Origin of the sequence: Bradyrhizobium sp. (assembly GCF_016462955.1) — a bacterium.
Taxonomy (GTDB): Bacteria; Pseudomonadota; Alphaproteobacteria; order Rhizobiales; family Xanthobacteraceae; genus Bradyrhizobium.
On the sequence record NZ_JAEMSD010000086.1, the window covers coordinates 1,293 to 17,824 of the forward strand.

At 64.7% G+C, this 16,532-nt stretch carries 13 protein-coding genes; 5 read left to right on the plus strand and 8 right to left on the minus strand.

Annotated elements, in window-relative coordinates; all coding sequences use genetic code 11:
- Together JHD07_RS12010 and JHD07_RS12015 are read right to left on the minus strand one after the other, a co-directional pair.
- The coding region (locus JHD07_RS12010) for a GAF domain-containing protein (RefSeq protein WP_291622252.1) at window positions 1-1,544 on the minus strand (1,544 nt) is incomplete at its 3' end.
- A 340-nt stretch (window positions 1,545-1,884) separates the two neighbouring features.
- Window positions 1,885-2,340 carry an Lrp/AsnC family transcriptional regulator gene (locus tag JHD07_RS12015; RefSeq protein WP_291622254.1) on the minus strand — a complete coding sequence of 152 codons (456 nt, stop codon included), beginning with the start codon at window positions 2,338-2,340 and terminating at the stop codon, window positions 1,885-1,887.
- A gap of 152 nt (window positions 2,341-2,492) precedes the next feature.
- Here JHD07_RS12015 and JHD07_RS12020 point away from each other — a divergent pair, with 152 nt between their 5' ends.
- Entirely contained in the window at window positions 2,493-5,942 is a 3,450-nt protein-coding gene (locus tag JHD07_RS12020) for an indolepyruvate ferredoxin oxidoreductase family protein (RefSeq protein ID WP_291622256.1), read from the plus strand.
- Between the two features lie 76 nt (window positions 5,943-6,018).
- Window positions 6,019-7,443: an indoleacetamide hydrolase gene (iaaH, locus tag JHD07_RS12025; RefSeq protein WP_291622259.1), complete on the plus strand. Its 1,425-nt coding sequence runs from the start codon at window positions 6,019-6,021 to the stop codon at window positions 7,441-7,443.
- Here the strand turns inward: iaaH and JHD07_RS12030 are convergent.
- Window positions 7,438-8,349 carry a LysR family transcriptional regulator gene (locus JHD07_RS12030; RefSeq protein ID WP_291622261.1) on the minus strand — a complete coding sequence of 304 codons (912 nt, stop codon included), beginning with the start codon at window positions 8,347-8,349 and terminating at the stop codon, window positions 7,438-7,440. The two genes, iaaH and JHD07_RS12030, sit on opposite strands and share 6 nt — an antisense overlap.
- 142 nt (window positions 8,350-8,491) lie before the next feature.
- On the opposite strand from JHD07_RS12030, the gene JHD07_RS12035 reads away from it, so the two are divergent.
- Genes JHD07_RS12035 through JHD07_RS12045 form a run of 3 tightly spaced genes read left to right on the plus strand, consistent with a single transcriptional unit; the run spans window position 8,492 to window position 11,749 of the window.
- Complete coding sequence (locus tag JHD07_RS12035) at window positions 8,492-9,640, plus strand: HlyD family secretion protein (protein WP_291622263.1); 1,149 nt, start codon at window positions 8,492-8,494, stop codon at window positions 9,638-9,640.
- Window positions 9,641-9,644: 4 nt separating this feature from the next.
- Window positions 9,645-11,261, plus strand: a complete 1,617-nt coding sequence (locus JHD07_RS12040) for an MDR family MFS transporter (RefSeq protein ID WP_291622265.1) — start codon at window positions 9,645-9,647, stop codon at window positions 11,259-11,261.
- A 26-nt stretch (window positions 11,262-11,287) separates the two neighbouring features.
- Window positions 11,288-11,749: a carboxymuconolactone decarboxylase family protein gene (locus JHD07_RS12045; protein WP_291622267.1), complete on the plus strand. Its 462-nt coding sequence runs from the start codon at window positions 11,288-11,290 to the stop codon at window positions 11,747-11,749.
- A gap of 126 nt (window positions 11,750-11,875) precedes the next feature.
- On the opposite strand, the gene JHD07_RS12050 is transcribed toward JHD07_RS12045, so the two are convergent.
- From JHD07_RS12050 to JHD07_RS12070, 5 genes are all read right to left on the minus strand, one after another.
- A complete protein-coding gene (locus JHD07_RS12050; RefSeq protein ID WP_291622269.1) occupies window positions 11,876-12,736 on the minus strand; it encodes a D-amino-acid transaminase in 861 nt (286 codons plus the stop codon).
- Between the two features lie 189 nt (window positions 12,737-12,925).
- Window positions 12,926-13,657, minus strand: a complete 732-nt coding sequence (locus tag JHD07_RS12055) for an amino acid ABC transporter ATP-binding protein (RefSeq protein WP_028180573.1) — start codon at window positions 13,655-13,657, stop codon at window positions 12,926-12,928.
- Window positions 13,658-13,847: 190 nt separating this feature from the next.
- A complete protein-coding gene (locus tag JHD07_RS12060; RefSeq protein ID WP_291622273.1) occupies window positions 13,848-14,540 on the minus strand; it encodes an ABC transporter permease subunit in 693 nt (230 codons plus the stop codon).
- Window positions 14,541-14,543: 3 nt separating this feature from the next.
- Window positions 14,544-15,275, minus strand: a complete 732-nt coding sequence (locus JHD07_RS12065; RefSeq protein ID WP_291622275.1) for an amino acid ABC transporter permease — start codon at window positions 15,273-15,275, stop codon at window positions 14,544-14,546.
- 118 nt (window positions 15,276-15,393) lie between these two features.
- Complete coding sequence (locus JHD07_RS12070) at window positions 15,394-16,305, minus strand: amino acid ABC transporter substrate-binding protein (RefSeq protein ID WP_291622277.1); 912 nt, start codon at window positions 16,303-16,305, stop codon at window positions 15,394-15,396.
- Window positions 16,306-16,532: the final 227 nt, after the last annotated feature.

Sequence of the window (16,532 nt, forward strand, 5' to 3'; positions counted from 1 at the left end):
GGCGTGAAGGTGCCGCACTCCGGAGAATTGAACAGAAAGACGCCCTCGACCCGGTCGCCGTTGAACAGCGGCAATGCCGCGGAGGATGCGATGCCGGCGCGGCGGGCGCTGGCATGCCACGGCGCCATGCGGTCGTCGGCGAGCACGTCGTTGCTGACGGCGGGCTGGCCCGTGCGGAGGGCGGTGCCTGTCAGCCCGCGCCCCTCGGGCACACGGTCGGAGGTGGAGAACTTGAAATTGCGGACCTGGTTGGCATTCGGTCCATAGCTGGCGACCACGCGCAGCAGCTCGGCATGCCGATCGACCAACGCGACGGTGGCGGAGGTGAACTTGGCTCCCTTCGCAGTGGCTTCGCACACGAGATCGAAGAGCTCGGCGCGCGAGCGCGCGCGCAGGATCGCCTCGTTGGTGGCGCTGAGCGCCGCATACATGCGCGCCAGGTGCTCTTCTTCGGCGGCGATACGCGCCTTGTCGGCCTCACGACCGAAATTCTGGATCGCGAACGAGACGTTCTCCGCCATGCGCAGCAGCAGCGCGACGATTTCCTCGTCCTTGGCCCAGGAGCGGCTGATGAAGAACTGCAGCACGCCGACGCTCGCGCCGTACCTGATCAGCGGCGCGATCACGCAGGCGGCAACGCCGGTGTTGACGTTGGCCTGTTCCCACGGCGTACCCTTGGTGCGGCGGGCGAGATCGTCCTCGACGATGGCTTTCTGCGTACGGAACACCTCGCCGGAGATGCCCCTGCCGTACGGATTCTCCGGGTCGACCGAATAGCGGGCCTGGGTGACGAGTTCGAGGTTCTGCCCGGTGGCGGCGACGGCTTTCAGCCAGTGCGAACCCGGCTCGCGGAGCAGCACGATGGTCGCGAGCGACTTGCCGCCGTGGACCGCGGCGTCGCACACGAGTTGGTACAGCTCCTGCTCGGTCTTGGCGCGCAGGATGGCCTCGTTGGTGGCGCTGATGGCGCCGAACATGCGGTTGAGGCGCCGTGTCGCCCTTTCGCTGGCCTGCTGCGCGGTCTCGCGCGCGAAATTGTCCAGCGCGTAAGAAATGTTCGCGGACATGCGCTCGAACAGCGAGACGACCTGCTCGCTCAGCGAGTTGGCTTCGCTGCGCGTCACATACAAGACGCCGACGCTCTTGCCGTTGCAGCGCAGCGGCAGCGCGGCGGCCGCACCGATGTGGGCCTGGGCGGCGCCCTCGCGCCAGGCCAGCGAGCGCGGATCGTTCAGATAATCGTTGCTGACGCACAGCTTCTGTTCGCGAAACGCCTCGCCACCGACGCCGGACCCTTCGGGCGTCCCGGCTTCCGTCGTGATCACGAGGGAGCGCAGCCGCGCAATGTCGTCGCCACAGCCGGCCGCGAAGCACAAGCGCCGGCCGTCCGGCTCGACCAGGAACACGGCGACGGCCAGAAAGTCCGCGCTCGAGAACCCGGCGTCGCAGACTTTCTGGTACAGCTCGTCCGGCGACCTCGCGTAGAGGATCGCTTCATTGATGGCGCTCAACGCCGCAAAGGTGCGCGCGAGGGTCGTCGGCACGATCTCAGCTCCCCGGCATTTCTGCCTATTTCTCCCGATACCTCTTTGGACGGCGATCGCCTAAATGGTCGTTATTGCGCGCCGCAAACCATCGATCAAAGTGAACGAGCTGCGAACGAGCGTGACAAAACTGACGGAAATACCGCCGCGAGGCCGACGAAAGACATGCTCCGTCGACCGATTTGCAGCCCTGTGTTGGTTTACGAGAGGTTGATATCGCGGTGCCGTAGTAGCGTAGGGTGGGCAAAGGCGCGCACTTCGCGCGCCGTGCCCACCATCTCTCCGCGATGGCGGTGGTGGGCACGCTGCGCCTTGCCCATCCTACAGGATTTTCCGCATCTCAAAACGGCAGCGCCACGCTGGTCTTGATCTCCTTCAGCACCACGTTGCTGCGGACGTGGCGGATGCCGGGGATGCGGAACATGAACTCGTCGAGGAAGCGGTTGTAGGCCGCCATGTCCTGCACGACGACGCGCAAATGATAATCGGCATCGCCCGTGGTCGCAAAACACTCCAGCACCTCGCGGCGGCTGGTGACCCTGGCCACGAATTCGTCGACAAATTTCGCATCGTGCCGCTCCAGCGAGACGTGGAGGATGGCCGACATCGCAAAGCCCGCCTGCTCGCGCGCGACCAGCGCCGCATAGCCCCGGATGACGCCGCTCTCCTCCAGCGCCCGCACCCGCCGCCAGCAGGCCGAGGTGGACATGCCGACCTCGTCCGCGAGCTGTTGATTGGTGGCCCGGCCGTCCTTCTGGAGATAGGCGAGAATCCGCGTGTCCTGTTTTTCGATCATGACAGCTCCCAACTCGGCATAGATCACCGGAATTGGTCATGCTACGCAAAATTCTACCGAAATGGCACCATTAAACGGGAAAATAGGTAAGACCTACCAGCGCGCCGCGCTTAACCTTCCGCCATCGGGCAGGATGCCGCGCGAGGTCCGTCATGGACGCCATTCCGTCACTCGACACCTACGAGCTCTCCGACCGCTACGAGCGCGAGGAGGGGCGCGTCTTCCTCACAGGCACACAGGCCATCGTTCGCATCGCTCTCGACCAGGCGCGGCGAGACCGCGCCGCCGGACTTACTACTGCAGGCTTCATCTCCGGCTATCGCGGCTCGCCGCTCGGCGGCATCGATCTCGAGCTCTGGCGCATCCAGGAGCGGCTGAAGCGGGACCGCATCGAATTTCTTCCGGCCGTGAACGAGGACCTCGCCGCGACGGCCGTGCTGGGCTCGCAGCAGGTCGAGACGCAAGTCGACCGCGAGGTCGATGGCGTGTTCGGGCTCTGGTACGGCAAAGGCCCCGGCGTCGACCGCTCCGGCGATGCGCTCAAGCACGGCAACGCCTACGGCTCCTCGCCGCACGGCGGCGTGCTGGTGGTCGCGGGCGACGACCATGGCTGCGTGTCATCCTCGATGCCGCACCAGTCCGACGTCGCCTTCATGAGCTGGTTCATGCCGACGCTGCATCCGGCCGATGTCGGCGAATACCTCGCATTCGGCGAATATGGTTATGCGCTGAGCCGCTTCTCCGGCATGTGGGTCGGCTTCAAGGCGATCTCCGAGATCGTGGAATCGGGCGCATCCGTCGCGCTGCGCCCGCCGCGTGCCTTCCGCGCGCCCGACTTCACGCCGCCGCCCGGCGGCCTGCACTATCGCTGGCCGGACCTGCCGGGCCCGCAGATCGAGGAACGGCTGGAAGCGAAGAAGCACGCGGTCTACGCCTTCGCCAAGGCCAATCCGATCGACCGGCGCATCTACGATATCCACGGTGCCACCTACGGCATCGTCACCACGGGCAAGGCACATCTCGATCTGATGGAAGCGCTTCGCCTGCTGGGCCTCGATGAGGCCGCCTGCCGCCGCATCGGCATCGACCTCTACAAGGTCGGCATGGTCTGGCCGCTGGCGCTGCATGACGCCATGGCGTTCGTGAAGGGCAAGCGCGAGATCCTCGTGGTCGAGGAGAAGCGCGGCATCATCGAGAGCCAGTTCAAGGAGTATTTTTACGACTATCCCGGCAGCAAGCCCGAGCGCATGGTCGGCAAGCACGACGAAACCGGCGCACGGCTGATCTCCTGGATCGGCGAATTGTCGCCGCGCGCCCTTGCCGGCGTGCTGGCACGCCGGCTCGATCCGATGTTTCCGGGCCTCGATCTCGCCGCACGTGCAGCCGCCTTGATGCCGGAGGCCGCGCGCACGATCAACGTCAGCGGCACGACCCGCACGCCGTATTTCTGCTCGGGATGCCCGCACAACACGTCGACCAAGGTGCCGGAGGGATCCAAGGCATTGGCCGGCATCGGCTGTCATTTCATGGCGAGCTGGATGGACCGCGAGACCTCCTCGCTGATCCAGATGGGCGGCGAAGGCGTGAACTGGGCGGCGTCGTCGAGATTCACCGGCCACAAGCACATCTTCCAGAATCTCGGCGAAGGCACCTATTATCACTCCGGCTCGATGGCCATCCGGCAGGCGATCGCTGCCAAGGCCAACATCACCTACAAGATCCTGTTCAACGACGCGGTCGCCATGACCGGCGGCCAGCCGGTCGATGGACCCGTCAGCGTCCATGCCATCGCCCACAGCGTCCGCGCCGAGGGCGTGGCGCGCATCGCGCTGGTGTCGGACGATCCCGCACAATTCAGCCCGGTCGACCTGCCGGCCGGCGTCACCATCCATCCGCGGGAGGAGATGGATAGCGTGCAGCGCGAGCTGCGCGCGATTCCCGGCGTCTCGGTGCTGATCTATCAGCAGACCTGTGCCACCGAGAAGCGGCGCCGGCGCAAGCGCGGGCAGATGGCCGACCCAAAACGCTTCGCCACCATCAACGACCTCGTCTGCGAAGGCTGCGGCGACTGCTCGGTCGAATCTAATTGTCTCAGCGTCGAGCCGAAGGAGACGCCATTCGGCCGCAAGCGGCAGATCAATCTATCCGCTTGCAACAAGGATTTTTCCTGTCTCAACGGCTTCTGCCCGAGCTTCGTCACGGTCGAGGGAGCGACCCGCCGGAAGAAGAGCGCGAGCGAGATCGACGCGGTCGGTCGCGCCGCCGCCCTACCCCTCCCTTCGCCGGCAACGCTCGACCGGCCCTATGACCTCTTGGTGACCGGCGTCGGCGGCACCGGCGTGATCACCGTCGGCGCGCTGATCGGCATGGCTGCGCATCTGGAACGCCGCGGCGTTTCGGTGCTCGATTTCACGGGCTTCGCGCAGAAATTCGGCCCGGTGCTGAGCTACATCCGGCTCGCTGCATCTCCGCAGGCGCTGCATCAAGTCCGCGTCGACCAGGGCTCGGCCGATGCGTTGATCGGCTGCGATCTCGTCGTCAGTTCCTCGCCGAAGGCCTCTGGCACCTATCGGCGCGGCACGCGCACAACCGTCAACACCGCGGAGATGCCGACCGGCGACGTGGTCCGCTTCCGCGACGCCGATCTCGCTTCGCCGGCCCGCCTGCGCGCAATCAGCCAGGTGATCGGCCATGACAATCTCGACACGATCAATGCCAATGCGCTGGCCGAGCGCCTGCTCGGCGATGCCGTCTATGCCAACATCATCATGCTGGGCTTTGCCTGGCAGCGCGGCCTCGTCCCTGTTTCGCTTGCCGCGCTGCTGCGCGCGATCGAGCTCAACGGCGTCGCGGTCGAACGCAACAAGCAGGCCTTCGCCTGGGGACGAATCGCTGCGATCGATCCGGACTCTGTGCCGAAGGCGGACGATGTGCCCGAAGCCGAGACGCTCGAACAGCTCATCGCGCGGCGCGCCGCGTTCCTGACGGCCTATCAGAACGAGGCCTATGCGTCGCGCTACCGGGCGATGGTCGGAAAGGTCCGGAATGCCGAAGCCGGGCTGAACAGCGAGGCGCTGACCGAGGCGGTCGCGCGCGCGTCTTTCAAGCTGATGGCCTACAAGGACGAGTACGAGGTGGCGCGTCTGCACATGCAAAGCGGCTTCCTCGACGAGCTGAAGCGCGAATTCGAGGATGGCTTCAGCGTTCAATATCACCTTGCGCCTCCCTTCCTGCCCGCAAGGCGCGACGCACGCGGACGTCCTCGCAAGCGCGCTTTCGGGCAGTGGATCCAGGTGCCCCTCGCCATGCTGGCGCGCTTGAAGGGGCTGCGCGCGACGCCCTTCGATCCCTTCGGCTACACCAGGGAACGCCGCGCCGAGCGCGAGCTGATCGCCTGGTATGAGGGCCTGATCGGACGGATGCTCGGCAAGCTCGGCACGGCGCGCCTTCCGGATCTCGTGGCGATCGCGGGGGCGCCCATGGAAATCCGCGGGTATGGCCCGGTCAAGGACGCCGCGATCGCGAAGGTGAAGGCGGAGGTCGAGCGGCGACTCGCCGAATTGCCCACGCCGTTGGCGGCAAGGGTACGCGCCACCGGTTGACGCGGCGCCGGCGAAGCTTCAGCCTCTGAGCCTGGAGGGAGGCCCTGATGGCGCTCCCGCGATCGGGTGACGCATCATGGATTTCGACCAGCTGACACTGACCGAGGCCGCGGACAATCTCGGCGCCGGCAAGGTGACGAGCACCGCACTCACCAGGGAAGCTCTCGCCCGCGCCAAAGCCAACGCCGACCTCAACGCCTTCGTCACGCTGGACGAGACCGGCGCCCTGAAAGCCGCCGCGGCGTTCGACGCAGAGGGAGACAGGAGCAAGCCGCTCGGCGGCGTGCCCGTCGTGATCAAGGACAATATCGAGGTGGCCGGACTGCCCTGCAGCGCCGGCACACCCGCACTCAAGAACTACGTTCCAAAAGCCGATGCGCCAGTTGTGGCAAAGCTGCGCGATGCCGGAGCGATTATTCTCGGCAAGACCAGCATGCACGAACTGGCCTTCGGCATCTCCGGCTACAACACCGCGTTCAAGACCGGTGCCGAGTTCGGCGTGCGCAACGCCTATGACAGGGCCCTGATCGCCGGCGGCTCGTCGTCCGGCACGGGCGCCGCAATCGGCGCGCGGATCGTCGCGGGCGGGCTCGGCACCGACACCGGCGGATCGGTGCGCGTGCCTGCCGCGCTGAACGGGTGCACCTCGTTGAGACCAACGATCGGGCGCTATCCGCAAGAGGGCATCGCGCCGATCTCGCATACGCGCGATACAGCCGGGCCGATGGCCGCGACCATAGCCGACGTCGAGCTGCTCGATCGTGTGATCGCGGGCGGCGATGCGGTCGCGGCGGCCGACCTGAAGCAGGTTCGGGTCGGCATCGTGAAGACGATGTTGACCCGTCTCGATGCGGACACCGAAGCCGCTTTCCAGGCTGCCGTCGCGCAGATGAAGACCCACGGGGTCGGGATCGTCGAGATCGAGATCCCGCAGCTCGCCGAGCTCAACGGCCCCGTCGGCTTTCCCGTCGCACTGTATGAAGCCTATGACGACATGGTCTCGTATCTGAAGCATACCGGGACGGGCCTCACCATCGAAGCGCTGGCGAACGAGATCTCCAGTCCCGACGTGAAGGGCACCTATGACGGCCTCGTCATCCCGCGCAAGCTGCCGGGTCCCGACGGCACGCTGGTCGATGCCAAGCCAATCTACGATGCCGCAATCAAGACCGCGCGGCCCGCACTTCAGGCGCTCTACAGCGATATTTTTTCGCGCAACAGGCTCGACGCCATCGCATTTCCAACGACGCCGCGCGTTGCCATCCCCTCCAACCCGGACTCCAGCAGCCCCGAGAATTTCGCGCTGTTCATCCAGAACACCGACCCGGGCAGCAATGCGGGCATTCCCGGCATCCAGATCCCGATCGCGCTCGGCGCCAGCAGCGGGCTGCCGATCGGGCTCGAGCTCGACGGTCCTGCCGGCAGCGATCGCCGCCTGCTCGCGATCGGCATGGCGCTCGAAGCCGTGTTCGGTCGATTGCCGCCGCCGCGCCGCTCATGAATACGGGTTGATCAGCTTCTGCTGCTCGGCGCTGTGGTGCACGAGCAGGTCGATGAAGGTTCTGACCTTCGCCGACAGGTGATGACGGTGCGGATAGACCGCGTTCATCGAGAGCTCAATCGTGCGATATTCCGGCAAGAGGCGTACCAGGCGGCCGGCTTCGAGGTCGTCCTGGATCAGAAACCCCGCCATCAGGCAGACGGCGGCCCCCGCCAGCGCGACCTCGCGCAGCGCTTCGCCGCTGTTGGTGACGAAGGTGCCCGAAATGCGCACGGAAGCCGGCGTACCCTTGCGATCGAGGAAGCGCCATTCGTCGCCGAACGGATAGTTCAGGTGCCGGCCACAATTGTGCCCGGTGAGCTCGTCGAGCTTCTGCACCCGGCCGTGCTTCTCGATATAGTCATGCGAGCAGCACAGGACGTGGCGCCAGGTGGCGAGGCTCCGCACGATCAGGCTCGAATCCGGCGGTTGCGTCATGCGCAGGGCGACGTCGTAACCTTCCTCGATCAGATCAACCTCGGCCTCCCCCATGCGCAGGTCGATTCTGAGCTCTGGATAGGTCGATAGAAGTCGCGCCACGACCGGCGCGACCAGAGGCACCATGTGCGTGGCGACGTGAATGCGCAGCGTTCCACGCGGCACCGACTGCAGTTCGCTCGCGATGTCGTCGGCCTGTTCGAGGTCGGCGAGAATCTGTGTTGAGCGGTCGTAATAGGCTTTGCCGATCTCGGTCAGGCTGACCTTCCTCGTGGTGCGGTTGAGCAGCCGCACACCCAGCCGATCTTCGAGCGCCTGAACGTGGTTGCTCACCATCGTCGTGGACATGTCGAGCCGGCGGGCCGCGGCCGAGAAGCCGCCGCTGTCGACCACGCGGACGAAGGCCGTGAGGCTGGTGAAACGGTCCATCTCGCAGCTCCGCGATTATCAAGTTCTGATGGATAATCCTTCCAATAGGTGGCGGATTATCACATCTGCCGGGATGACGCATCTTAATCCCATCAAGAAGGCGTCACGCCGAGGCGGGGCGCGCGGGGAATTCGAGGATGCCATGTCGAACGCTTATGTTACTGAAACCAATGAGAAAATCAGCATTCGCCCATCCCGCCGAGCGATCCAGCGCGTGGCCCTCGCCTTGGCGTCGGCGCTCGGAATCGCCGCGGCCGGGCATTTCGGCTACGACTACGTCACCACCGGCCGCTATCTGGAATCCACCGATGACGCCTATGTGAAGGCGGACTCGACGATCATCGCGCCGAAGGTCTCCGGCTATATCGCAAAAGTGCTGGTCGGCGACAACGAGAGGGTTCGGGCCGGCCAGGTGTTGGCCAAGATCGACGACCGCGACTTCAAGGCCGCCCTCGACCAGGCCCGAGCCGAGGTCGCCGCCGCGCAAGCCTCCGTGCGCAACCTCGATGCACAGCTCGAACTGCAGCAGCCGATCATCGAGCAGAGCACCGCCGATGTCGCTGCCGCGGATGCCAACGCGAAATTCGCGCAGGAGGAGCGTGCCCGCTACGACGATCTCATGAAGACAGGTTCGGGCACGGTCCAGCGCGCGCAGCAGACCGATGCCGCGCTGCGCGCCAGCAATGCGCAATTGCAGCACGCCAAGTTCGGCCTGCTGGCCGCGCAGCGCAAGATCGAGGTTCTCACCACCCAGCGCGCCCAGGCTGCCGCACAGCTCGAACGCGCACGCGCGGTCGCGGAGCAGGCCGAGCTCAATCTGTCCTACACCGAGATCACTGCCCCGGTCGAGGGCACGGTCGGCGCCCGCAGCCTGCGCGTCGGCCAATACGTGCAAGCCGGCACGCAGCTGATGGCGGTGGTGCCGCTCGACGCCGTCTATGTCGTCGCCAATTTCAAGGAGACGCAGCTCACGAACGTACGCCCCGGCCAGCCGGTCGAGTTGCACGTCGACAGCTTCCGCAACACCACCCTGCGCGGCCATGTCGACAGCCTGGCGCCGGCCAGCGGACTGGAATTTGCGCTGCTGCCGCCCGACAATGCGACCGGCAACTTCACCAAGATCGTGCAGCGCGTGCCTGTGAAGATCGTGCTCGATGATCACCGCCTAACCGGCCTCCTGCGGCCCGGGATGTCCGCAGTGCCGACTGTCGACACCAAGCAGACGGTGCTCGCCGAACGCGGGACCGCCAAGCAGATCGCCGGCACGACGACGCGTCCGACCGGAGGCTGATGCCATGAGCACGCTCCAGCCGACGCGCGAAACCGCCGCCGCTGCCGGGCACCCCGCCCGCGGCGAGGCAACTGTCCCCTCGGTATCCGCGAAGACCTGGATCGCGGTGATCGGCGCGACGCTCGGCGCGTTCATGGCGGTGCTGAACATCCAGATCGTCAACGCCTCCCTCGCCGACATCCAGGGCGCGATCGGCGCCGGCATCGACGACGGCGGCTGGATCTCGACGTCCTATCTGGTCGCCGAGATCGTGGTGATCCCGCTGTCGGGCTGGCTGGCCCAGGTGTTCTCGATCCGGATCTACCTGCTCACCAACGCGATCCTGTTCCTGGCTCTGTCCGCGGCCTGCGCGCTGGCGCAGGACCTGTCGCAGATGATCGTGCTGCGCGCCATCCAAGGCTTCACCGGCGGCGTGCTGATCCCGCTGGCCTTCACGCTCATCATCACCTTGCTGCCGCGCAGCAAGCAGCCGATGGGCCTCGCGCTGTTCGCCCTGTCGGCAACGTTCGCGCCGGCGATCGGCCCGACCATCGGCGGCTATCTCACCGAGAATTTCGGCTGGCAGTACATCTTCTACGTCAATCTGGTGCCCGGCGCGATCATGGTCGGCATGCTCTGGTACGCGCTCGAGGCCAAGCCGATGAAGCTGTCGTTGCTGCGCGAGGGCGACTGGATCGGCATCGTCACCATGGCGATCGGCCTCTCCGCGCTCCAGACCGTGTTGGAGGAGGGCAACAAGGACGACTGGTTCGGCTCGCCCTTCATCGTCAAGCTCAGCGTGATCGCATCGGTGGCACTGATCGCGTTCCTGGTCATCGAACTGACCGTGAACAAGCCGCTGCTCAATCTGCGCCTGCTGGTGCGACGCAATTTCGGCTTCGGCATGCTCGCGAACTTCCTGCTGGGGATCGCGTTGTACGGCTCGGTGTTCATCCTGCCGCAATACCTGGCCCGCATCCAGGGCTACAATGCCGAACAGATCGGCATGGTGTTGGCATGGACCGGCCTGCCGCAGCTCCTGCTGATCCCGCTGGTGCCGCGCCTGATGCAGCGCGTCGACGCACGGATCATCATCGGCATCGGCTTCGTGCTGTTCGCGGCCTCGAACTTCATGAACATCTATATGACGGCCGACTATGCCGCGGATCAGTTGCTGTGGCCCAACGTGGTCCGTGCAATCGGCCAGGCGCTGGTGATGGCGCCGCTGTCGGCGGTGGCCACCGCAGGCATCGAGGCCGAGAATGCCGGCTCGGCCTCCGGCTTGTTCAACATGATGCGCAATCTCGGTGGCGCCGTCGGGATCGCGCTGCTTCAGACCGTGCTGACCAAGCGCGAGCAATATCACTCGAACGTGCTGATGCAGTCGGTGTCGGTGTTCGAGCAGGCGACGCGCACGCGGCTGGAGCAACTCACGCAGTATTTCGTCAATCACGGCGTCCTCGACCACGCCGACGCCGTGCATCGCGCCTATGTCGCGATCGGCCGCATCGTGCAGAAGCAGGCCTATATCCTCGCGTTCAGCGACACCTTCTATCTGCTCGGCTTGGCGCTGATCGTGGCGCTGGTGGCCGTCCTGTTCCTGAAGAAGCCCGGCCAGACTTCGGCCGGTGCCGCCCACTGACCCCACCTCGAGAAGGGAGAACGACGATGAAGCCTCGCATGAACTACTATCAGGCCGCGCCCGATACGATCAAAGCGCTGATGGCGCTGGAGGCACAGATCCAGTCGACGGGCCTCGAAAAATCGCTGATCGAACTCGTCAAGATCCGGGCGTCGCAGATCAACGGCTGCGCCTTCTGCATCAACATGCACACCGAGGACGCGCGCAAGCGCGGCGAGACCGAGCAGCGCATCTATCTGCTCGATGCCTGGCGCGAATCCCCGCTCTATACCGAGCGCGAGCGCGCCGCACTGGCCTGGACCGAAGCGGTGACGCTGATCTCGGAGACGCATGCGCCCGACGATGTCTACGAGCAGGTCCCCGCGCAGTTCTCTCCGGAGGAGACGGTGAACCTGACCGTGCTGATCGGCGCGATCAATGCCTGGAACAGGATCGCGATCGCGTTCCGCGCCGTGCATCCGGTGAAGGCAAAGGCGTCGGTGGCGTGAGCTAACCACGATGGTCGCGTAGGGTGGGCAAAGGCGCACTTGCGCCGTGCCCACCATCTCTCCACGAATTCAAAAAACGTGGGCACGCTTCGCTTTGCCCACCCTACGACAGGTGGAGTGCGCGGCTCATACCGCCGTCGCCTTGGCGAACTCCACGTAGATCTCACGCAAGCGCGTTGCCACGGGGCCGGGCTTGCCGTCGCCGATCGTCTTGCCGTCGATGGCGACCACCGGCTGCACGAAGGAGGATGCGCTGGTGATGAACGCCTCCTTGGCGGCGAGCGCCTCGGCCACCGTGAAAGAGCGTTCCTCGACGCGGAGCTGGCGCTCCTCGGCCAGCGTGATCACGGCCTTGCGGGTGCAGCCCGGCAGGATCGCATTCGAATTCTTGCGGGTGACGATGACATCGTCCTTGGTCAGGATGAACGCCGTGGACGAGCCGCCTTCGGTCACATAGCCGTCTTGCAGCATCCACGCTTCGCCGGCGCCGGCTTCGGCGGCGGCTTGCTTGGCCAGCACTTGCGCCAGCAGCGCCACGCTCTTGATGTCGCGGCGCTCCCAGCGGATGTCGGGCACGGTGATGACGCTGATGCCGGTCCTGGCTATCGGGGCGTTGATGATGTCCTTCTCGGACGTGAACATCACCAGGCTCGGCTTGATGTCGCCTTTGGGAAACGGGAAGTCGCGGCCCTTGTCGGCGCCGCGCGTGACCTGAAGGTAGACGAGGCCGCTCACGAGCTTGTTGCGCGCGATCAGTTCCTTCTGAATCTCGGTGATGCGCTCGACCGTCTCGGGCAGCCTCAGCTTGATCTCGCCGACCGAACGCTCCAGCCGCGCCAGATGCGAGGCATTGTCGACCAGCTTGCCGTCGAGCACAGCCGAGACCTCGTAGATGCCGTCGGCGAACAGGAAGCCGCGATCGAGCACCGAGATCTTCGCTTCCGAAAGCGGGACGAATGAGCCGTTGACGTAGGCGATCGAGTCCAAGGCGGGTCTCCTGGGAAGAAGGGGGAATTTGGCGCGCTTATACGCGAAATGGGGGCGGCGAGCACCCCTCTATCCGTCATTCCGGGGCGGCGCGAAGCGACGAGCCCGGAATCCATTCCACCCCGGGCGTTGCCGCCCGATGGATTCCGGGCCTGCGCCTTCGGCGCATCCCGGAATGACGGCGGTAAATTAATGCGACAAAATCTTCGACAAGAACTTCTGCGCGCGGTCGCTACGGGGCTTGCCGAAGAAGTCTTCCTTCGCCGCGTCCTCGACGATCTCGCCGCGGTCCATGAAGATGACGCGGTTGGCGACCTTGCGGGCAAAACCCATCTCATGGGTGACAACCATCATGGTCATGCCCTCATGAGCGAGATCCACCATGACGTCGAGCACCTCGCTGACCATTTCCGGATCAAGCGCCGAAGTCGGCTCGTCGAACAGCATGACGATCGGATCCATGGCGAGCGCACGGGCGATCGCAACGCGCTGCTGTTGGCCGCCGGACAGGTTCGCGGGATACTTTTGCGCCTGTTCCTTGAGGCCGACGCGCTCCAGCAGCTGCATGCCTTTCGCCTTCGCCTTGTCGCGCGAGCGATCGAGCACCTTCTCCTGCGCGAGGCAGAGATTGTCGATGATCTTCAGGTGAGGAAACAGCTCGAAGTGCTGGAACACCATGCCGACCCGCGAACGCAGCTTCGGGAGGTTGGTCTTGGGATCATTGACCTTGATGCCGTCGACCAGGATGTCCCCGCTCTGGAACGGCTCCAGCGCATTGACGCATTTGATCAGCGTCGACTTGCCCGAACCCGAGGGGCCGCAGACGACGACCACCTCGCCCTTGGTGACATTGGTGGTGCAGTCGGTCAGCACCTGGAAGCTCGGGCTGTACCATTTGTTGACGTGGCTGATTTCGATCATGAGCTTCTCAAATGCCTCAGCTGGCTCGGTTCACCTCTCCCTTGGGAGAGGTCGGCGCGGAGCGCCGGGTGAGGGGTACAGGTCTATCGTTGGAGCAAAACCCCTCACCCGGATCGCTGACGCGATCCGACCTCTCCCTATGGGAGAGGTGAAGAGGAGCTCGCTTCGATAGCTGAAATACAATTTCCACCTAGCGAATGATGGCGATGCGCGCCTGGAGGCGGCGGACGCCGTAGGACGCGATACAGGAGATGGTGAAGTAGACCACGGCTGCGAACAGATACATTTCGACCAGGCGCCCGTCGCGCTGCGCCACCTTGCTGGCTGCGCCCAGGAAGTCCGTGATCGAGAGGACGTAGACCAGCGAGGTATCCTGAAACAGCACGATGGTTTGCGTGATCAGCACCGGCAGCATGTTGCGGAAGGCCTGCGGCAGCACGACGTAGCGCATGGTCTGGGCGTAGGTCAGCCCCAGCGCACTCGCCGCGGCCGGCTGTCCGCGCGAGATCGACTGGATGCCGGCGCGCATGATCTCCGAGAAATATGCCGCCTCGAACATGATGAAGGTGATGAGCGAGGATGCGAAAGCGCCGACGCTGATCGGGCGCGAGGCGCCGGTCACCCACTGCCCGATATAGGGCACCAGGAAGTAGAACCAGAAAATCACCAGCACCAGCGGCAGCGAGCGCATGAAGTCGACATAGACGCCGGCGATGCGGCCGAGCAGCTTGTAGCCGGAGAGCCGCATCAACGCGAGTGCCGTGCCGAAGATGAGGCCGCCGAGGGCGGCGAGCCCCGTCAGCGTCAGCGTGAAGGTCATGCCCTCGAAGAACAGGTAGGGCAGCGCGCGGCGGATGACGTCAAAATCGAGATTGCTGAACATCGCTTATTTCCCCGTGATGTAGCCGGGGATCGCGACCCAGCGCTCGAGGAAGCGCATTCCGGTCACGACGACGGCATTGACGAGGAGGTAGAGGATGGTCGCGGCGGTGAAGGCCTCGAACACCTGGAACGAGAATTCCTGCATCGAGCGCGCCTGCCCGGTCAACTCCAGCAGGCCGATCGTGATGGCCACCGCGGTGTTCTTGATGGTGTTGAGGAATTCGGAAGTCAGCGGCGGCAGGATGATGCGGAACGCCATCGGCAGCAGCACGTAGCGATAGCCCTGCACGGTGGTGAGGCCGAGCGCAGTCGCAGCCATCTTCTGCCCCCGCGGCAGCGAGCCGATGCCCGCCTGCAACTGCACGGCCACACGCGCGGACATGAAGAAGCCGATGCCGATCGCCGCCGTCCAGAACGGCGCGTTGGGCAATTGCTTCAGCCAGGTGCCGGCCGCCTTTGGCAGCAGCTCCGGCAGCACGAAGAACCAGAGAAAGAGCTGCACCAGCAGCGGCATGTTGCGGAAGAACTCGACATAGGCGAAGCCGAACCAGTTCGCTCCCTTCGACGGCAGCGTGCGCATCACGCCGACGAGCGAGCCGGTGATCAGCGCGATGATCCAGGCCAGCGCCGCCGTCTTCAGGGTCAGCGCCAAGCCCGACAGCAGCATATCGAGATAGGTGCCGGTCCCCATCGGATTCGGCTGGAAAAAGATTCCCCAGTTCCAGTTGTAGTTCACGTGTCCCCCGCGCGAACGCGCCCGTCATTGGACGTCTTGAGCGCCTATGCAAATGTCCGGCCACTCTGGTGTCAAGAGTGGCCGGACATGATTCCGATCGAAAGATCGAGGTTTTATCTTACTTGTAGTCGTCCGGGTTCGGCGAGTCCGTCGGCTTGGCGAACTCGTTCTTCAGCTCGGCCGAGATCGGCGTGTTGAGGTTCAGCCCCTTCGGCGGGATCTTCTGGGTGAACCACTTGCTGTAGATCTTCTCGGCCTCGCCAGACGTGTAGAGCGCAGCCGTGGCCGCATCGACGACCTTCTTGAAGGCGGGGTCGTCCTTGCGCAGCATGATGCCGTAGGGCTCGGGCTTGGAGAACGCGTCCTTGGACACCTCATAGTCGCCCGGAGACTTCGAGCCGGCGACCAGGCTCGCCAGCAGGATGTCGTCCATGACGAAGGCGACCGCGCGGTCGGTCTCGACCATCAGGAAGGCCTCGGCGTGGTCCTTGGCCGGGATGATGTTGGCGCCGAGGCCCTTCGCAGCGTTGGCTTCGGTGAGCTGCTTGATGTTGGTGGTGCCGGCGGTCGAGACCACCGTCTTGCCCTTGAGGTCGTCGATCGACTTCAGGCCGCTCGACTTCTTGAAGACGTAGCGGCTGGCGGTCAGGAAGTGGGTGTTGGTGAAGGCGACTTGCTTCTGGCGCTCGGCATTGTTGGTGGTCGAGCCGCATTCGAGGTCGATGGTGCCATTGGCCATCAGCGGGATGCGGGTTGCCGAGGTCACCGGGTTGAGCTTGACCTCGAGCTTGTCGAGCTTGAGCTCCTTCTTCACGGCCTCGACGATCTTGTAGCAGATGTCCATCGCGAAGCCGACGGGCTTCTGGTTGTCGTCAAGATAGGAGAACGGAATCGAGGAGTCGCGGAAACCGAGCGTGATTGCGCCGGTGTCCTTAATGTTCTTCAGCGTGCCGGTCAGCTCCTGGGCCCCGGCCTGGCTGACGACGAAGGTCGCGGCGAGCGCGAGCCCGATGTGGCGGAAATGTTTCACGTTCTTCTTCCCCTTTCGGATGATGCGGCCCGAATGCAAGCACAAATCGGGCCGGATTAGAATGTTACTTTTGGCTGGATCAAAGCTCAGGTTAACGGGCCCGGCAGTGGCTTTGGCAACGCGCCGAGATCCCAGAACAGCCCGGCCATCACCGTCAAGGCCTCTTCCGTCAATGGCAGCAGGATGTGCTCATTGGGCGCATGCTGGGAGCAACCGGGATAGGAGTG

Bases quoted from the DNA above. Each gene is read 5' to 3' on its own strand.
- JHD07_RS12040 (WP_291622265.1), top strand. From the start codon at position 9,645: ATGAGCACGCTCCAGCCGACGCGCGAAACCGCCGCCGCTGCCGGGCAC.
- JHD07_RS12020 (WP_291622256.1), top strand. From the start codon at position 2,493: ATGGACGCCATTCCGTCACTCGACACCTACGAGCTCTCCGACCGCTAC.
- JHD07_RS12055 (WP_028180573.1), bottom strand. From the start codon at position 13,657: ATGATCGAAATCAGCCACGTCAACAAATGGTACAGCCCGAGCTTCCAG.
- JHD07_RS12015 (WP_291622254.1), bottom strand. From the start codon at position 2,340: ATGATCGAAAAACAGGACACGCGGATTCTCGCCTATCTCCAGAAGGAC.
- JHD07_RS12030 (WP_291622261.1), bottom strand. From the start codon at position 8,349: ATGGACCGTTTCACCAGCCTCACGGCCTTCGTCCGCGTGGTCGACAGC.
- iaaH (WP_291622259.1), top strand. From the start codon at position 6,019: ATGGATTTCGACCAGCTGACACTGACCGAGGCCGCGGACAATCTCGGC.
- JHD07_RS12035 (WP_291622263.1), top strand. From the start codon at position 8,492: ATGTCGAACGCTTATGTTACTGAAACCAATGAGAAAATCAGCATTCGC.
- JHD07_RS12045 (WP_291622267.1), top strand. From the start codon at position 11,288: ATGAAGCCTCGCATGAACTACTATCAGGCCGCGCCCGATACGATCAAA.
- JHD07_RS12060 (WP_291622273.1), bottom strand. From the start codon at position 14,540: ATGTTCAGCAATCTCGATTTTGACGTCATCCGCCGCGCGCTGCCCTAC.